This window comes from Streptococcus equinus, from assembly GCF_900101445.1.
Taxonomy (GTDB): Bacteria; Bacillota; Bacilli; order Lactobacillales; family Streptococcaceae; genus Streptococcus; species Streptococcus equinus_B.
This window is the reverse complement of the sequence record NZ_FNKE01000001.1, coordinates 1,381,567-1,397,487: the sequence shown is the minus strand read 5'-3', so window position 1 is coordinate 1,397,487 and position 15,921 is coordinate 1,381,567. Positions and strand designations below refer to the sequence as shown.

Annotated in this window: 12 protein-coding genes; 8 read left to right on the top strand and 4 right to left on the bottom strand. The window is 39.1% G+C overall.

All coding sequences use genetic code 11. The features are described 5' to 3' along the window. Nucleotides 1–60 precede the first annotated feature (60 nt). The 3 genes from dusB to gshAB all read right to left on the bottom strand — a co-directional run bounded on the left by dusB (nt 61) and on the right by gshAB (nt 4,266). Nucleotides 61–1,038, bottom strand: coding sequence for a tRNA dihydrouridine synthase DusB (gene dusB, locus BLR83_RS06965; RefSeq protein WP_039696154.1), 978 nt, complete (start codon nt 1,036–1,038; stop codon nt 61–63). Continuing rightward, nucleotides 1,031–1,897, bottom strand: coding sequence for an Hsp33 family molecular chaperone HslO (gene hslO / locus BLR83_RS06960; RefSeq protein WP_039696155.1), 867 nt, complete (start codon nt 1,895–1,897; stop codon nt 1,031–1,033). Before hslO ends, dusB begins: the two co-directional genes overlap by 8 nt. 119 nt (nt 1,898–2,016) lie before the next feature. After that, nucleotides 2,017–4,266 (bottom strand): bifunctional glutamate--cysteine ligase GshA/glutathione synthetase GshB, encoded by a 2,250-nt coding sequence (gene gshAB / locus BLR83_RS06955; protein WP_074560989.1) that lies wholly within the window; start codon nt 4,264–4,266, stop codon nt 2,017–2,019. Between the two features lie 412 nt (nt 4,267–4,678). Here gshAB and BLR83_RS06950 point away from each other — a divergent pair, with 412 nt between their 5' ends. The 8 genes from BLR83_RS06950 (at nt 4,679) to perR (ending at nt 15,064) form a co-directional block, all read left to right on the top strand. Beyond that, nucleotides 4,679–5,971: an adenylosuccinate synthase gene (locus BLR83_RS06950; RefSeq protein WP_074560988.1), complete on the top strand. Its 1,293-nt coding sequence runs from the start codon at nt 4,679–4,681 to the stop codon at nt 5,969–5,971. A 243-nt stretch (nt 5,972–6,214) separates the two neighbouring features. Then, nucleotides 6,215–7,462, top strand: a complete 1,248-nt coding sequence (locus BLR83_RS06945; RefSeq protein ID WP_074560987.1) for a YkvI family membrane protein — start codon at nt 6,215–6,217, stop codon at nt 7,460–7,462. 131 nt (nt 7,463–7,593) lie between these two features. Then, a complete protein-coding gene (locus tag BLR83_RS06940; protein ID WP_074560986.1) occupies nt 7,594–8,538 on the top strand; it encodes an AEC family transporter in 945 nt (314 codons plus the stop codon). Nucleotides 8,539–8,836: 298 nt separating this feature from the next. Continuing rightward, a complete protein-coding gene (locus tag BLR83_RS06935; protein ID WP_074560985.1) occupies nt 8,837–10,186 on the top strand; it encodes an MATE family efflux transporter in 1,350 nt (449 codons plus the stop codon). A 16-nt stretch (nt 10,187–10,202) separates the two neighbouring features. Beyond that, complete coding sequence (locus tag BLR83_RS06930) at nt 10,203–11,033, top strand: MerR family transcriptional regulator (RefSeq protein WP_074560984.1); 831 nt, start codon at nt 10,203–10,205, stop codon at nt 11,031–11,033. Nucleotides 11,034–11,168: 135 nt separating this feature from the next. Further along, nucleotides 11,169–13,805, top strand: a complete 2,637-nt coding sequence (gene polA, locus BLR83_RS06925; protein ID WP_074561116.1) for a DNA polymerase I — start codon at nt 11,169–11,171, stop codon at nt 13,803–13,805. A 105-nt stretch (nt 13,806–13,910) separates the two neighbouring features. Beyond that, nucleotides 13,911–14,333, top strand: a complete 423-nt coding sequence (locus BLR83_RS06920; protein ID WP_074560983.1) for a CoA-binding protein — start codon at nt 13,911–13,913, stop codon at nt 14,331–14,333. A gap of 230 nt (nt 14,334–14,563) precedes the next feature. Further along, nucleotides 14,564–15,064: a peroxide-responsive transcriptional repressor PerR gene (gene perR, locus BLR83_RS06915; RefSeq protein WP_039696162.1), complete on the top strand. Its 501-nt coding sequence runs from the start codon at nt 14,564–14,566 to the stop codon at nt 15,062–15,064. Nucleotides 15,065–15,149: 85 nt separating this feature from the next. Here the strand turns inward: perR and BLR83_RS06910 are convergent, their stop codons facing one another. Continuing rightward, nucleotides 15,150–15,902, bottom strand: coding sequence for a DUF975 family protein (locus BLR83_RS06910; RefSeq protein WP_074560982.1), 753 nt, complete (start codon nt 15,900–15,902; stop codon nt 15,150–15,152). Nucleotides 15,903–15,921: the final 19 nt, after the last annotated feature.

The window sequence follows — 15,921 nt, the reverse complement described above, 5'->3', positions numbered from 1 at the left end:
GAGCAGGGTTTTAGTTATAATAACTCCCCGAATAACTTTTGTTATCGGGGAGTTTCTATATCATCGTAAGCTGTTGAAAATTTCTTTGACTTCGTCGATAGTTTCTGCGCGTGAAACAGCTCCGCGGATTTTAGCAGCGCCAGCAGTACCACGAAGGTAATGTGGAGCTAAGCCACGGAATTCACGGACAGCAATTTTTTCACCCTTGAGGTCGATGAGACGTTTAAGGTGGTCTTCGGCGATGTCCAATTTTTTGACAAATGGAAGGTCTGGTAATTCTTCACCTGTTTCAAAATAATGATTGATTTGGGTGAAGATGTATGGGTTGTTCATGGCTGCGCGTCCAACCATAACAGCATCTACACCGATTTCTTCAATCATGTATTTAGCGTCGTGAACGCTGCGCACGTCACCATTTCCGATAAATGGAATTTTAGTGATGGCTTTTGAAACGCGAGCAAGTGTTTCAAGGTCACATTTACCAGTGTACATTTGTTCGCGCGTGCGTCCATGCATAGCAAGGGCAGAGACACCAGCTGATTCAGCGGCAAGCGCGTTTTCAACAGCTAGTTCGTTATCTGACCATCCAGTACGCATTTTTACAGTAAGCGGAATGTCAAGAACAGAAGTGACCTCATCGATAATGTGATAAATCTTATCAGGGTCTTTCAACCATTTAGCACCCGCTTCATTTTTAACGACTTTGTTAACGGGACAGCCCATATTGATGTCAACGATGTCAGCTTTTGTATTTTCTTGAATATATTCAGCTGCGCGTTTGAGACCATCTGCGTCACCACCAAAAAGTTGGATAGACATCGGATGTTCAGTTTCATCAATGTGTAGCATGTGCAGGGTTTTTTCGTTGTTATAGAGAAGTCCCTTTTCAGAAATCATCTCCATAACGACTAAGCCAGCTCCAAATTCTTTGGCAATAGTACGAAAAGCAGAGTTTGTCACCCCTGCCATGGGTGCTAGAACCGTGCGGTGAGGGATTTCAACGTCACCAATCATGAAAGATGAGCTGAGATTAGTCATTAATCAAGCCCTCCAAATCATCTTCGGTAAAGTTGTATGTTTTACCGCAGAATTGGCAAGTGATTTCAGCACCGTGATCTTCGTCTTTCATGGCTTTTAATTCATCTTTGCCAAGAGTGACAAGGGCAGCTTCGAAACGTTCACGTGAGCAGTCACAGTTAAAGCCAATTTCATCTTCAGCAAGAACTTTGTATTCGTCTTCGCCATAGATAGCTTTTAGAAGAGCTTCAATGTGGTCGTCAGATTCCAAAAGTTTTGAAATGGCAGGCATTTCTTGGATACGTTTTTCGTAGCGGTTGATTTCTTCTTCAGATGCACCTGGAAGAACTTGCAACATAAAGCCACCAGCAACTTCGACTTTGTCTTCGTCGTCAAGAAGGACATTAAGTCCAACGGCAGAAGGTGTTTGTTCAGATTCAGTCAAATAAAAGGCCAAATCTTCACCGATTTCACCTGAGACAAGTGGTGTTGATGATGTGTATGGGTTACCAGTACCGTAATCGGTAATAACAACGAATTGACCGTTACCCATGAATGGGCCGACCATGACTTCACCAGTAGCAGTTTTCTTAACATCAACGCCAGTATTTTGGATGTAGCCTTTAACGTGTCCTTTAGTATCAGCCACAGAAATAATGTGACCAAGTGAGCTATCACCAATGACTTTGACGGTTACTTTGCTGTCTCCTTTCTGATTGGCAGCTAGGATTTGATTGGCGATAAGCGTTCTACCTAGAGCAACTGTAGAGCTAGAAAGTGTTTGATGTTTTTCTTGAGCAGTTCTTACAGTCTCAGTGCTATCAAGCACATAAGCACGGAAAGAACCAGATTTTGAAATTGATTTTATAAGTTTATCCATAAGAATATTATAACACAAAGCAAAATTGATGGGCTAGTATTGTGAGCTGTAAAGCGTAATCATCTCATGCTTAATTTGGACAATCAAAAAAGCGAGCTGACCTCGCTTTTTAGGTATCTTTAAATCTCAGGAAATAGTTTAGCGATGATTTTTGGAGCAAGGGGTTGGCCTGGTCCTTCGTGGCAGTAGGTATGTAGGTAAATGGCTGGGTTAAAGTTTAATTCGATACAAGAGCAGTTGGGATTTTCTTTGCTGGCTGGTAAGGTCTTGTCTGGGATAATCAAGTCAACACCACAGACCCAAGCACCAACAGCGCTAGCCATTTGCGCAGCCAATTCTTTATAGCCGTCTGGCATGATATCCGTCACGTCAATGGAGTCACCACCTGTTGAGATATTAGAGTTGCGACGCAAATCAACTTTCACACCTTTAGCAAGAATGTCATCAGGTGTGTAGCCTTGTTGTTGCAACATTAGGCATTCGACGTCACCGAGATTAATGATTTCAAGCGGCGAGCGGTGGTCACGCCCTCGAAGAGGATTCTGATTTTTGAGTTCAACCAGCTCAGCAATGGTATGCTTGCCATCGCCGACGACATTTGCGGCCACGCGCAGGACAATCGCCTCACACTTACCGTCTAGAACGAAGAAGCGGTATTCAGTCCCCGCAATAAAATTCTCAACCAAGACGGTATCATCTTCAGAAAAAGCGATATCTAAGGCTTTCTGGTAGGCGGTTAAGTCTGCAGGTTCTTTGAAAATAGAAATGCCTAGGCCAAAGTTTGTCGATTTTGGTTTGACGACGATGGCTTGGTCTTTGATTTGGGTGAAATAGCGGAGCGCGCTATCTTTATCGCTAAATTCTTGCCCCGCAGGAACTGGGAAACCAGCTCGCGAAAGCAGCTTTTTAGTCACCACTTTATTTTCCATAATAAGCGGTGTGATGTAGCTGTCTTTTGCGGTCATATTGGCATTTTTGACGTATTCGATGTGGTCACCGTGCCAGAGTTTGATGAATTGGTCATTTTCATCGAGGATTTCTAAATGAAGTCCTTTTTGAATGGCTTCAAACATCAGCATCTGAGTTGACAGCTCCATATTTTCATAGCCTTTGAGAGCATAAGGAGCTTGCCAAGCATAATTGTGATAAGCTTGTCCTTTTTGGCGTCCAAACTCTTCCAGTGACAAGTTATGGATGTTTTCTAGCATGCGCCCTGCGATAGTCAATTCAGGATTTTCCAAGCAATTGCTTACTTTATCGAGAAGGTCTTGATAATAATCAGGTAAATGGAAGTGGTCAATCACAGCTTGCATAGCCGTTAAGATTTCTCTTACAGGAGCCTCATCAGGTAATGGGGTCAAAGGATGGCTAAGAGCAATCTTGTCATTAAGAGTATTTGCTGCTTTGATATTTTGGTCAATAGCAGAGCTACTATCAAGCCAGAGAAGCGCCAAGATGAAAAGATGGACAGTATCAAGGGTTTCTTGGTCAATGCCTCGGTGGTCAAATGGATTTAAATCAAAAGAACGTAATTCTAAATAAGTGACGCCCTTTTTGAGATAATCACGGTTTTGCTTGCTGCCACGAAGTCGAACCGCAGAGTAAAATTCTTTTTCAGCAATCAACTTGCCAGAAGCGACGTAAGCCTCAATATCGGAAATGTATTTTTCCAAGCTTTCGTAAGACACCTGAATGTCTTTGTGATTAACATAGCCCAAGTGACTATTTCGGATGGAGCGAACGGGCTTGGCTAAAGGTTCACTTAAAAAGCCTTCTTCAGCTATTGGCGAAGCACCGTACAGATAAGTCAAAAGCCAACGAAAACGTAGGAAATTCTGAGCTAATTTAAGGTGAATGTCATTCTTAAAATCAATGATAGACTGATAGCCGCTTTCTTTAAAAAGGCTTGCGACCAAATCTTTTCCAAGCTCCATGTTGAAGTGAATGCCAGACATTGATTGCAATGTTTTTCCATAAATATCAGCCAAGTGCTTTCTGTAATGGCGCTCGTAGTCGTCTTCTAGCTTAGCAATGTGAATGTCTGTTTCACATAGTTTGGGTGGCATTGACAAAGGCCAGAGGTATTCAGACTTATCGATGGAACGGCCAGCAACATCAGTCAGTGCTCCCAAGAAACGGAGAGCATCTTTTGTGGAGTGAGCGATAGGCGTGATAAGTTCTAGCTGTGCTTCGCTGTAGTCCGTCTGAATGTAAGGGTGAAAGGAGCGACTGCCAAGGCAAGCAGGGTGGTCAGTTTGTGCGATACGGTGGTCTTTCCCAATCCGAAGACTTTCTCTTTCCAATCCAAAAGTTGCTTGAAGAATAGGCAAAGTCGCTGGTGATTTTTCTAGTAAACCATTAAGTGACATGGTAATTCCTCGCTACTCTAAATATGATGATTTATATGATGTAAACGGTGTACATTTTGATGTAAATTTATTCTATGGAAAAGCGTCTGAAAATGCAAAGATTTACTATGTAAAAAGTAGTATTTTCTTGAAAATTATTTGAATATTTTAACTATGAGAGAAAATCTGCGAAAAAAAGCCTTTTTTTCAAAAAAAGTTCGGAAAAAATAAAATTTCAACGTCAAATATTGAAAAAAACACAGAAAAGTCATATAATAAATTGTAAGACAAACTCGCAGGTGAGATTCCTGCCAAGTTGTAGAGAAAGGACGAAGATACGAATTTTAGCTTGGAGATGGAGACGACAGGCTGGATAAGTTAGTATCGTTTTTATTTGCTCGCTAGGTGATTTCGTATCAATATCGAACAGAATATGACATCAGTAGTAGTTGTTGGTACCCAATGGGGTGATGAAGGTAAAGGTAAAATCACTGACTTCTTGTCACAAGATGCTGAAGTGATTGCACGTTATCAAGGTGGAGACAATGCAGGACACACTATCGTTATCGATGGTAAAAAATTCAAATTGCATTTGATTCCATCAGGTATTTTCTTCCCAGAGAAAATCTCAGTTATCGGAAATGGTGTAGTTGTTAATCCAAAATCATTGGTAACTGAATTGAAATACTTGCACGATGAAGGTATTAAGACAGACAGCCTTCGTATTTCAGACCGTGCACACGTTATTTTGCCATATCACATCAAACTTGACCGTTTGCAAGAATCTTCTAAAGGTGATAACAAAATTGGGACAACAAACAAAGGTATCGGCCCTGCTTACATGGATAAAGCAGCGCGTGTTGGTATCCGAATTGCTGACCTTTTGGACAAAGACATCTTTGCAGAACGTTTGCGCGTGAACTTGGAAGAAAAGAATCGTCTTTTCGAAAAAATGTACGAATGCGAACCAATCAAATTTGAAGATATCTTTGAAGAATATTATGAATATGGTCAACAAATCAAAGATTACGTTACAGATACATCAGTTATCTTGAACGACGCTCTTGACGCTGGTAAACGTGTTCTTTTCGAAGGTGCACAAGGTGTCATGCTTGATATCGACCAAGGAACTTACCCATTTGTTACTTCTTCAAACCCAGTTGCTGGTGGGGTAACAATCGGTTCAGGTGTTGGTCCAAGCAAGATCAACAAAGTTGTCGGTGTATGTAAAGCTTACACAAGCCGTGTTGGTGACGGTCCATTCCCAACAGAACTTCTAGATGAAGTTGGAGATCGTATCCGTGAAATCGGTCACGAATATGGTACAACAACTGGACGTCCACGTCGTGTTGGTTGGTTTGACTCAGTTGTTATGCGTCACAGCCGCCGCGTATCAGGTATCACAAACTTGTCACTTAACTCAATCGACGTTCTTTCAGGACTTGATACTGTTAAAATCTGTGTGGCATACGACCTTGACGGTCAACGTATCGACCACTACCCAGCAAGTCTTGAACAATTGAAACGTTGTAAACCAATCTATGAAGAATTGCCAGGTTGGTCAGAAGACATCACAGGTTGCCGTAGCCTAGATGAACTTCCAGAAAATGCTCGTAACTACGTTCGCCGTGTTGGTGAACTCGTTGGTGTTCGCATCTCAACATTCTCAGTTGGACCAGATCGCGATCAAACTAACATCCTTGAATCAGTTTGGGCAAATATTTAATTAAGCTGAAAAAATATTTAGATAAAGAAACCCTGCCAGAAGCTTTCTGGCGGGGTTTTGTGTTAAAATGAGGGTAAGAAATACCCTTGTTTTTAAAATGGCATTTGCTTGAAAAAGAGTTGTAAACAACGTGAAAATTTTCACAGAAATTTAACAAATGTCATGCTGAGATTACAATCGTCATTTTGTCTTAATCTGTTTTTGTTAACCTATTAATGTTGCCTGATTTAAAAAGGAGGAAAAATGGTTAAACGAATTTTATCAATTGCACTGGCTTATGTTGGAATTATTGTTGGTGCTGGACTTTCTTCGGGACAGGATTTGATGCAATATTTTGTCGGATTTGGTATCTGGGGAATGATTGGCGTTTTTGTTTTAGGGATTCTGAATGCTATCTTTGGACGTATTATCGTGACATTAGGAAGTTACTATCGTTCGAATGACCACTCAGAGGTACTTTCAAAGATTGCCCATCCTTTTACCAATCGTGTGTTAGACATTGCTTTGATTATTTCTTGTTATGTCATTGGCTTTGTTATGATTGCTGGAGCGGGTTCCAACCTTAATCAACAATTTGGTTTGCCTACTTGGTTAGGAGCTTTAATCTGTGTTCTCCTTGTGATTTTTGTAAGTTTCCTTGATTTTGAGAAAATTACTCAGATTATTGGGATTTTTACGCCGATTGTTATTATCATGGTATTGATTATTGCTGGTCATAGTCTGATTGGACATTCTTTTGACTTTGAACAGTTAAATACAGTGGCTAAGACTTTGCCGACAAATATGCCCAATATTTGGGTGTCTGTTCTTAATTACTTCGCCATTTGTGTGATGACCGGGGTATCAATGGCCTTTGTCCTTGGTGGGTCAATTATTCGCATTGGCGTTGCTGAAAAAGGTGGAACCCTTGGTGGTGCGATTGTCGGTCTGATTATCGCGGTTACATCACTTGTCTTGTTTGTCAATGTTGGGAAGATTGCTTCTGCAGATATTCCAATGTTGGTACTTGCCAATGAAATCCACCCTTGGTTTGCTTTTGCGTATTCGCTTGTCGTATTTGGACTTATTTTCAACACAGCCTTTAGTCTTTACTACGCTCTAGCTAAACGCTTTTCTGAAAATAAAGGTGAAGGTCAGTTTAAACGCTACATGATTATTTTTGTCGTGAGTGGATATGCCTTGTCTTTCCTTGGTTTTAAACAACTGGTTTCTGTCATGTATCCAATCCTTGGTTACATTGGTTTGGTTATGTTGGTTGTTTTGCTTCAAGCTTGGATTCGTGAAAAAGGCAATGTGCAGGACGAAAAGAAACTTCGTCGCCGCATGATTTCCTTGATTTCTAAAAAATATGACGATGACAAGAAATTTACCAAGAAAGATAAAGTAGAATATCAACAACTAGGTGAAGAATCTGTCGTTGAAACAAAAGAAATAAAAGAAGATATTCATGACCACGTTGAGCAAGTGTTTGACTCGGAAAATGATGATTAATCAAGAATAAGAAAGCTAGAAATATTATTTTTCTAGCTTTTTTAGATGACTTAGGGAATATTCATAAAAGTAGTTAAGAAAGCGCTAAAAATATGCTATACTGAAACTAAAAGATGAAAAGGAAGTAAGCAATGGCAAGGTTTGTGAGTAGTTTTTCAGGTGTTCTGATTATTCTTATCATGGTATTAGTCGGCTATGTGCTAACCAAAAAAGGTTGGTTTGACGAAAAAGCGCCGAATCTCATCGCTAGGTTAGTGACTCAGGTGGCTTTGCCGTGCTATATGATTTCAACTATTGTCGGGCGTTTTACGGCAAAAGAGTTGCTTGAAATGCTGCCACAATTGCGTTTTCCAGCGCTTTCGATGGTGATTTTATTAGCGATTGCTGTAGCGGTAGCTCATTTATTCTTGATTGATAAAAAACATCAGGGCTTATTTGTTTCTATGTTTTTTAATTCCAATACAATTTTTGTGGGGCTTCCTATCAATCAAGCGCTTTTTGGAGATAAAAGTATTCCTTATGTCTTGGTTTATTACATGTGTAACACGACATTTTTCTGGACTATCGGGACTTATTTGATTCAAAAAGATGGTCGCAAAGAAGTTACGCTTGATTTGCGAGGAACCTTGAAGAAAATCTTCTCACCACCACTTATGGGATTCATCATCGGGGTGATTTTGGTTCTTTTAAATATCAAACTCCCAGCTTTCTTGCTGAGTGATTTTCAATATTTGGGAAATCTGACCATTCCTTTGTCAATGATTTTTATTGGGATTTCGGTGGCTAATGCAGGGCTGTCACGTTTGCGGTTTACCAAAGACAATGTCTTGGTCTTAGTCGGGCGTTTCGTGATTGCTCCGCTTTTGATGTTAATCATTGTCAAACACACCCAAATGCCACAATTGATGAAGGAAGTCTTTATTATTCAATCAGCCATGCCCGTCATGACCAATGCGCCTGTCGTGGCTAAACTTTACGGAGCAGATAGTGACTATGCAGCTATCATGGTAACCGAATCGACCATTTTGACCATGGTTGTCATTCCAATTCTAATGCTCTTATTGAATGTTTTATAAATATCATCTGCATTCCAAAAGTTAGACAAACCATCTAACGATTGGGATGCTTTTTTCAATACAAAAAGCCTAGCAGAGCTAGACTTTAAGGAGATTATGAAAAAGATACATTCATCTAAATTGGGAGTTCTAGATGAACGTCAAACTAGCAAAGCTAGTTGTGAAAGTTTTAGGAATGACTATAGTATAAGTGGGGTGGCTTAAAGTAAGCTTAAGGAGAAATTCCAATCTAATCTTGACCCTACAACTATTGTAGAGTTTATACTGAATACATTAGTTGTAGAAAGGGAACATATTAATGGAAAAAAATCTTACATCGGGCAATGTATTAAAAGGTGTTGTTTTATTTGCTCTGCCATATTTACTTTCTTATTTTTTACAAATGCTTTATGGTATGGCTGACTTATTTATTATTGGGCAATTTGGAAGTGTTGGAAGTATAACAGCAGTTTCTAATGGTTCACAAGTTATGTATATGTTTACTGTAGTGATTGTTGGATTAGCTATGGGAACGACAGTTGTTATTGGCCAAGCTATTGGGGGTAGAAATCATAAATATGCTACAAAAGCCATTGGAAATACCATAACGCTATTTATAATACTGTCTGTTGTGTTAACAGTTATTTTATTGAATTTTATACAACCTATTGTTTCTGTTATGTCTACACCCAAAGAAGCGGCAAATGGCATGGTGGGCTACCTGAAGATTTGTTTTATTGGGCTTCCTTTTATTACGGCGTATAATATTATTAGTTCCATTTTTCGTGGGATGGGAGATAGTAAAAGTCCAATGTATTTTATTGCTGTAGCTTGTGCTGCTAATATTATTTTAGATTATATTTTTATAGGTGGTTTACATTTTGGTCCTACTGGAGCAGCTCTTGGAACAACATTATCACAGGCAATTAGTGTCATCGTGTCGTTGCTAGTCATTTTAAGACGTAAGGACATTTTGCTTAAGAAAGATGATTTTAAACCTGATCGTTTAACAATTGGAGAAATGCTGCGAAAAGGTATTCCTATTGCTTTTCAAAACGGTTTAATCCAGGTTGCGTTTATCATTATTACGATTATTGCAAATTTGAGAGGATTGAATGACTCAGCGGCAGTTGGAATTGTAGAGAAAGTCATGAGCTTTTTATTCTTAATTCCATCGTCAATGCTATCAACGGTATCAGCTTTAGGTGCTCAGAATATTGGAGCAAAGAAACCTGAACGTGCTATAAAAATATTACAATATGCGGTTGTGATTACTGTTGTTTTTGGTATTATGGTTTCAATCATAGTTCAATTTACGGCAGAGCCAATAATAGCTTTGTTTACAAATAGAACAACAAATGATGGAGCGAAAGTTGTTTATCTAGGAGCTCAGTATTTCAGAGGATATATTTGGGATTGTATTTTCGCTGGTATTCATTTTAGTTTTAGTGGCTATTTTTGTGCCTGTGGAAAATCTGAATTATCGTTCTTGCATAATATTTTAGCTATTATCTTGGTTCGTATTCCAGGAGCTTACTTTACATCAACGATGTTTCCTGCTACATTGTATCCGATGGGATTAGCAACTGCGGCAGGATCGTTACTTTCAGTTTTTATCTGTTTAATTGCATTTACTATCATGTATCGTCGTCAACCAAAAATGATTTAGAAGGATAGATAAAAGGATGAATAAGGAAAATATCTTTTCAATAGGTGAAGTTTCAAAAATGTTTCATGTCAGTGTTAGTAGTTTACGGCATTATGAGGCAATGGGATTACTTACACCAGAATATATTTCATCTGATTCAGGTTATCGCTATTATGGACCAGAACAATTTGAAGTATTGAATACTATACGCTATTTGCGCGCTTTAGATATGCCACTTTCTGATATTAAGGATTTTTTGCAAAATAAGGATATTAATCTAATCGAGGAAAAATTACAGCAGCAAAGAAGTGTTGTTATGGAAAAGCAACGGGAATTAAAGCGTATTGAGCAGAAAATTGACCATCGCTTAAATTGGTTATCAGATGCTAAAACAGTGCCTGTAGATAGCATTTCCTTAGTTCGACTTCCAGAGTGTCGCATAGTATGGATTGATGAACCTTTAAAAATTGATGGCTTTCTCGACATGGAAAAGCCTATTCGAAAGTTAGACCAATCAGATGCAGAAGCTGTTGTATTTCTTGGTAAGATTGGATTGGGAATTTCTAAGGAGCATTTATGTGAGTCAGAAATAGAAAGTTATGATGGTATTTTTCTACTTTTGGACCAAGAGGATATTTATTCAGGTGAAACGTCTATCTTGCCAGAAGCAATGTGTGTACGTTTGCGTTTTCACGGTGGTCACACGGAAGCTCCTGAGCACTACAAAAGATTATTAGCTTACATCAAAAAACATCAGTTGCAAATTGTGGGATTTTCTCGTGAAATAACCCTCATTGATTACGGTGTTACAAATAATCCAGACAAGTTTGTAACAGAAATTTGCATTCCAGTAAAACAGACATCATAAAATTTTTGTCGTTTTATAGTCAAAATTATAGTCACTAATCGATTATTAACTGGTGGTATTTGGGTTAATAGTTGGACAATGTTTATGAGAGGTCTCTATTTCTAAAGCTAGCTCAAGATGTGGTATAATAAAGCCATGGAAAACAAGAAGAAATTATTATTAATTGACGGGTCATCCGTTGCTTATCGTGCCTTTTTTGCGCTTTACAATCAGATTGATCGCTTTAAAAACCGTGCTGGTCTGCACACTAATGCCATCTACGGTTTTCACCTCATGCTCAATCACTTATTAGAAAGAATCCAGCCAACGCATGTCTTGGTGGCTTTTGATGCTGGGAAAACAACTTTCCGTACAGAAATGTACAAGGACTACAAAGCTGGCCGTGCCAAAACACCAGATGAATTCCGTGAGCAATTGCCATACATCCGCGAAATGTTAACAGCGCTTGGTATCAATTGGTATGAATTGGAAAACTATGAAGCTGATGACATCATCGGAACCTTGGATAAATTGGCTGAAAATGAAGATGAGTACGACGTAACCATTGTCAGCGGGGACAAGGACCTTATCCAATTGGCGGATAACAACACAACCGTTGAAATTTCTAAAAAAGGTGTGGCTGAGTTTGAAGAATTCACTCCAGCCTACCTTATGGAAAAAATGGGCATTACGCCAAAACAATTCATCGATCTTAAAGCCCTTATGGGTGATAAATCAGATAATATCCCTGGCGTTACCAAAGTCGGTGAAAAAACAGGTCTAAAACTTCTCTTAGAATACGGAAGCCTTGAAGGTGTTTACGAAAACATCGACGGCATGAAGAAATCTAAAATGAAAGAAAACTTGATTAATGATAAAGAGCAAGCTTTCTTATCTAAGACCTTGGCGACAATTAACATCACAGCGCCGATTGCGATTGGCTTAGATGATATTAATTACAGCGGACCAGACTTAGAAAAACTTGTGCCATTTTATGATGAAATGGGCTTCAAACAGTTTAAAGACAATCTTGGTGCTACTAAGAAACAAGAAAAATTTGACGTTGCCTACACTGAAGTGGACAGCTTGAGTGATGACATGTTCACAGATGACCAATTTTTCTATTTTGAAATCTTAGGTGACAATTACCACGTTGAAAACATCATTGGTTTTGCTTGGGGAAATGACAAAGCAATCTACGCTTCAACTAACCTTGAGTTGCTTAAGGATGATTTGTTCAAAGCAGCGCTATCTAAACCAATCAAGACTTATGATTTCAAACGCAGCAAAGTGCTTCTTAGTCATTTAGGAATTGATTTGCCTGCGCCAGCATTTGACAGCCGCTTGGCAAAATACCTCTTGTCAACCGTGGATGACAATGAATTATCAACGATTGCTCGTCTTTACACAGAGTATGTTCTTGATAGCGATGAAGCTGTTTATGGTAAAGGGGCTAAACGCGCGGTGCCAGATAAAGCAGTGCTTCTTAGCCACCTGGCTCGTAAGATTGTGGTCTTGAACCACTCTGAAAAAGCCATGCTAGATAAGTTGACAGAGCATCAACAAGCAAGCCTTCTTTTTGACATGGAACAACCTCTTGCAAATGTTCTTGCTAAGATGGAAATCGCTGGTATTTCGGTTAAGAAAGAAACGCTACAAGATATGGAAAAAGCCAACCAAACTGTTATTGATGAGTTGACACAAGAAATCTATGACCTTGCTGGCATGGAGTTTAACATTAATTCACCAAAACAATTGGGAGAATTGCTTTTTGACAAGATGCAATTGCCAACAAGTTACACTAAGAAGACTAAGACAGGCTATTCAACAGCAGTAGATGTCTTGGAACGCTTGGCACCAATCTCACCAATCGTGTCTAAAATTTTGGAATACCGTCAAATCGCCAAACTTCAATCAACTTACATTGTTGGTTTGCAAGATTTCATTTTGAAAGATGGTAAAATCCACACGCGTTATTTGCAAGATTTGACACAAACAGGTCGCTTGTCTAGTGTTGATCCTAACTTGCAAAACATTCCAGTGCGTTTGGAACAAGGTCGCTTGATTCGTAAAGCTTTTGTCCCTGAGACAGCAGACGAAGTACTTTTGAGCTCTGACTACTCACAAATCGAGTTGCGTGTGCTTGCACACATTTCAAATGATGAGCATTTGATTGCGGCTTTCCGTGAGGGAGCAGACATTCACACGTCAACAGCCATGCGTGTCTTTGGCATTGAAAAAGCTGAAGACGTGACACCAAATGACCGTCGAAATGCCAAAGCTGTTAACTTCGGTATTGTTTACGGTATTTCTGATTACGGTCTTGCTAATAATCTGGGCATTCCGCGTAAAGTGGCAAAACAATACATCGAGACTTACTTCGAACGCTACCCAGGTATTAAAGACTACATGGAGCGCGTGGTGCGTGATGCCAAAGATAAAGGCTATGTTGAAACGCTCTTCCACCGCCGTCGCGAATTGCCAGATATCAATGCTCGCAATTTCAACGTACGTCAATTTGCAGAGCGTACAGCCATCAACTCACCAATTCAAGGTAGCGCAGCTGATATTCTCAAAATCGCTATGATTAACCTTGATAAAGCTCTTGTTGAGGGCGGATTTAAGACCAAAATGCTTCTTCAAGTACACGATGAAATCATCCTTCAAGTACCAAAAGATGAGCTAAAAGCTATCGAAAAATTAGTTAAAGAAACCATGGAATCAGCCATCGAACTTTCAGTCCCACTAGTAGCAGACGAAAGCGCAGGCCAAACATGGTACGAAGCAAAATAGAAAAAAATGAAAAGGAAGTGACTGATACAGTCATTTCCTTTTTGCTAGGCAGAAAATCAATGATTTGCTATACTTAAGAAAAAACCAATAAAAGGAGGCAGCTAAATGACATCATTTCAAAACCCTAGCCAAGATGTGATTGCATCTTATCTTAAAAATGCTAAAACCATTGCAGTTGTTGGCTTGTCTTATCGTGAAAATAGCCCAGCTTATGGCGTCTCAAAGATTATGCAGGAAGCAGGATACACCATTATTCCAGTCAATCCTCGCCTTGCTGGTCAAAAGGTTCTTGGTGAAACTGTCTATGCTTCGCTTCAAGATGTTCCTGTCCACATTGATATTGTCGATATCTTTAGACGCAGTGAATTTCTACCAGAAGTTGCTAAAGATTTCATTGAAACGGATGCTGATGTCTTCTGGGCACAACTTGGACTCGAAAGCCAAGAAGCTGCAGATATTTTACAAGCTGCTGGACGTGATAAAATCGTCATGAACAAGTGCATTAAGATTGAATACCAAGGTTTGTAAAAGTTTTTTAAAAATAACAGTGAAAATGAGGAGATTCTTTCAAAATGAATTTTCTCATTTTTTATTGGCTAAAAATGCTAGATTAGTAGTCTCTTTGGGAAAAATAGTTAACTTTTACTCTGAAAACTTGAAATCGTCAGATTTTTATAATAAAATGAATGAGCATGTCAGGATGGCTGACAGATAAACTATGTTATAATGACCTTAATAAATAGAACAGGAGAGCCATAATGGACATTCATACCCATCACCGTCCTTTGGATGCCTATGAAAATGTCATTGAGCATCTCAAAAGAAAGCACATTCGTATCACGGAGACTCGTAAAGCCATTATCGCTTATATCATAAATAGCCATGAGCACCCAAGTGCTGAGAAGATTTATAAAGACCTTTTGCCAGAACACCCAAATATGAGCTTGGCGACGGTTTACAATAACATGAAAGTCTTGGTTAAAGAAGGGTTTGTTGCTGAATTAAAAGTGACTAACGACCCAACAACCTACTATGACTTCATGGGTCACCAGCACATTAATATTGTTTGTAAATATTGTGGCGATATTGCAGACTTTATGGATGTTGACGCTATCGATATTGGAAAAGAAGCTTATGAACAAACCGGCTACATGATTACCAAGGTTCAATTGACAGCCTACGGTATTTGTCCAAAATGCCAAGAAAAGCTCAAAGCAGCCGGCGAACCTTTCATGGCTTACCGAGAAGATAATAAATAAAGAGTTTGGGAAAATTTCCAAGCTCTCTTTTTAATCATAAAAAATCCCCAGTATTACTGGAGATTTTTTCGTTTATTAATATTTATTATTCTGCTTTATCTAGCAAATCTTCATAGAAGTAAAGTGTAGCAGTTGTAGTGTATGGAAGTGTGTAGAAATGAAGCAAGCCACATGTAAGACCAGTCAAGATATACCAGCCGATGAAGCTAAATTGTAAGCAGAAGTAGCGCCATTTGTTGCCATTCATCAATTCTTTACTCTTAGAGATAACACTGTTAGGACCATCGTAAGTACCGTTTGCAACAGCATCGTAAAGAACAAATGTAGTCATGGCATATGAGTATTGTTTGATGATTGAAAGAACAAAACCTGCAATCATAAGAACAAAACCAAGTAAAGCAAGAAATAGTCCGACATTACTGTCGTTACTTGAAGCGGCTGTAGCTCCTGCGATAAGAAGAATCATACCCACAAATGCAAGCAATGACCATAAGAAAATGTAGACCCATTTTACAATAGCGGTAATGACGTATTTACCGAATAGTTCATTGGAGAAGACACGCATATTGTCGCCTACTTCAACATGGTCGGCTTTATGACGCATGACATCAAGAACAGCATAGCTTGCTGATGCAAGGAACAATGTTAACAAGATGCTGATGATTCCTGGAACGGATTCAGTAATGCTAAATTCAGTACCATTGTAAGTATAAGTTTCCTTGTAACTGATTGAGACAGCAAGGATAGCTAAAATGATAGGAACGATAAACAATTGATACTTGCCAGAGAGAGTTTTCAAAAATTCTCTAGCTTTGCGACGAGTTTCTGAAGCTTTCATAATATGGACCTCCTTAAAA

What these genes read in the sequence shown, in the direction of transcription:
- BLR83_RS06935 (WP_074560985.1), top strand. Translation starts at nt 8,837, where the DNA reads ATGGAAAAAAATCTTACATCGGGCAATGTATTAAAAGGTGTTGTTTTA.
- BLR83_RS06910 (WP_074560982.1), bottom strand. Translation starts at nt 15,902, where the DNA reads ATGAAAGCTTCAGAAACTCGTCGCAAAGCTAGAGAATTTTTGAAAACT.
- dusB (WP_039696154.1), bottom strand. Translation starts at nt 1,038, where the DNA reads ATGACTAATCTCAGCTCATCTTTCATGATTGGTGACGTTGAAATCCCT.
- perR (WP_039696162.1), top strand. Translation starts at nt 14,564, where the DNA reads ATGGACATTCATACCCATCACCGTCCTTTGGATGCCTATGAAAATGTC.
- BLR83_RS06920 (WP_074560983.1), top strand. Translation starts at nt 13,911, where the DNA reads ATGACATCATTTCAAAACCCTAGCCAAGATGTGATTGCATCTTATCTT.
- BLR83_RS06940 (WP_074560986.1), top strand. Translation starts at nt 7,594, where the DNA reads ATGGCAAGGTTTGTGAGTAGTTTTTCAGGTGTTCTGATTATTCTTATC.
- BLR83_RS06930 (WP_074560984.1), top strand. Translation starts at nt 10,203, where the DNA reads ATGAATAAGGAAAATATCTTTTCAATAGGTGAAGTTTCAAAAATGTTT.
- BLR83_RS06945 (WP_074560987.1), top strand. Translation starts at nt 6,215, where the DNA reads ATGGTTAAACGAATTTTATCAATTGCACTGGCTTATGTTGGAATTATT.
- polA (WP_074561116.1), top strand. Translation starts at nt 11,169, where the DNA reads ATGGAAAACAAGAAGAAATTATTATTAATTGACGGGTCATCCGTTGCT.
- hslO (WP_039696155.1), bottom strand. Translation starts at nt 1,897, where the DNA reads ATGGATAAACTTATAAAATCAATTTCAAAATCTGGTTCTTTCCGTGCT.
- BLR83_RS06950 (WP_074560988.1), top strand. Translation starts at nt 4,679, where the DNA reads ATGACATCAGTAGTAGTTGTTGGTACCCAATGGGGTGATGAAGGTAAA.
- gshAB (WP_074560989.1), bottom strand. Translation starts at nt 4,266, where the DNA reads ATGTCACTTAATGGTTTACTAGAAAAATCACCAGCGACTTTGCCTATT.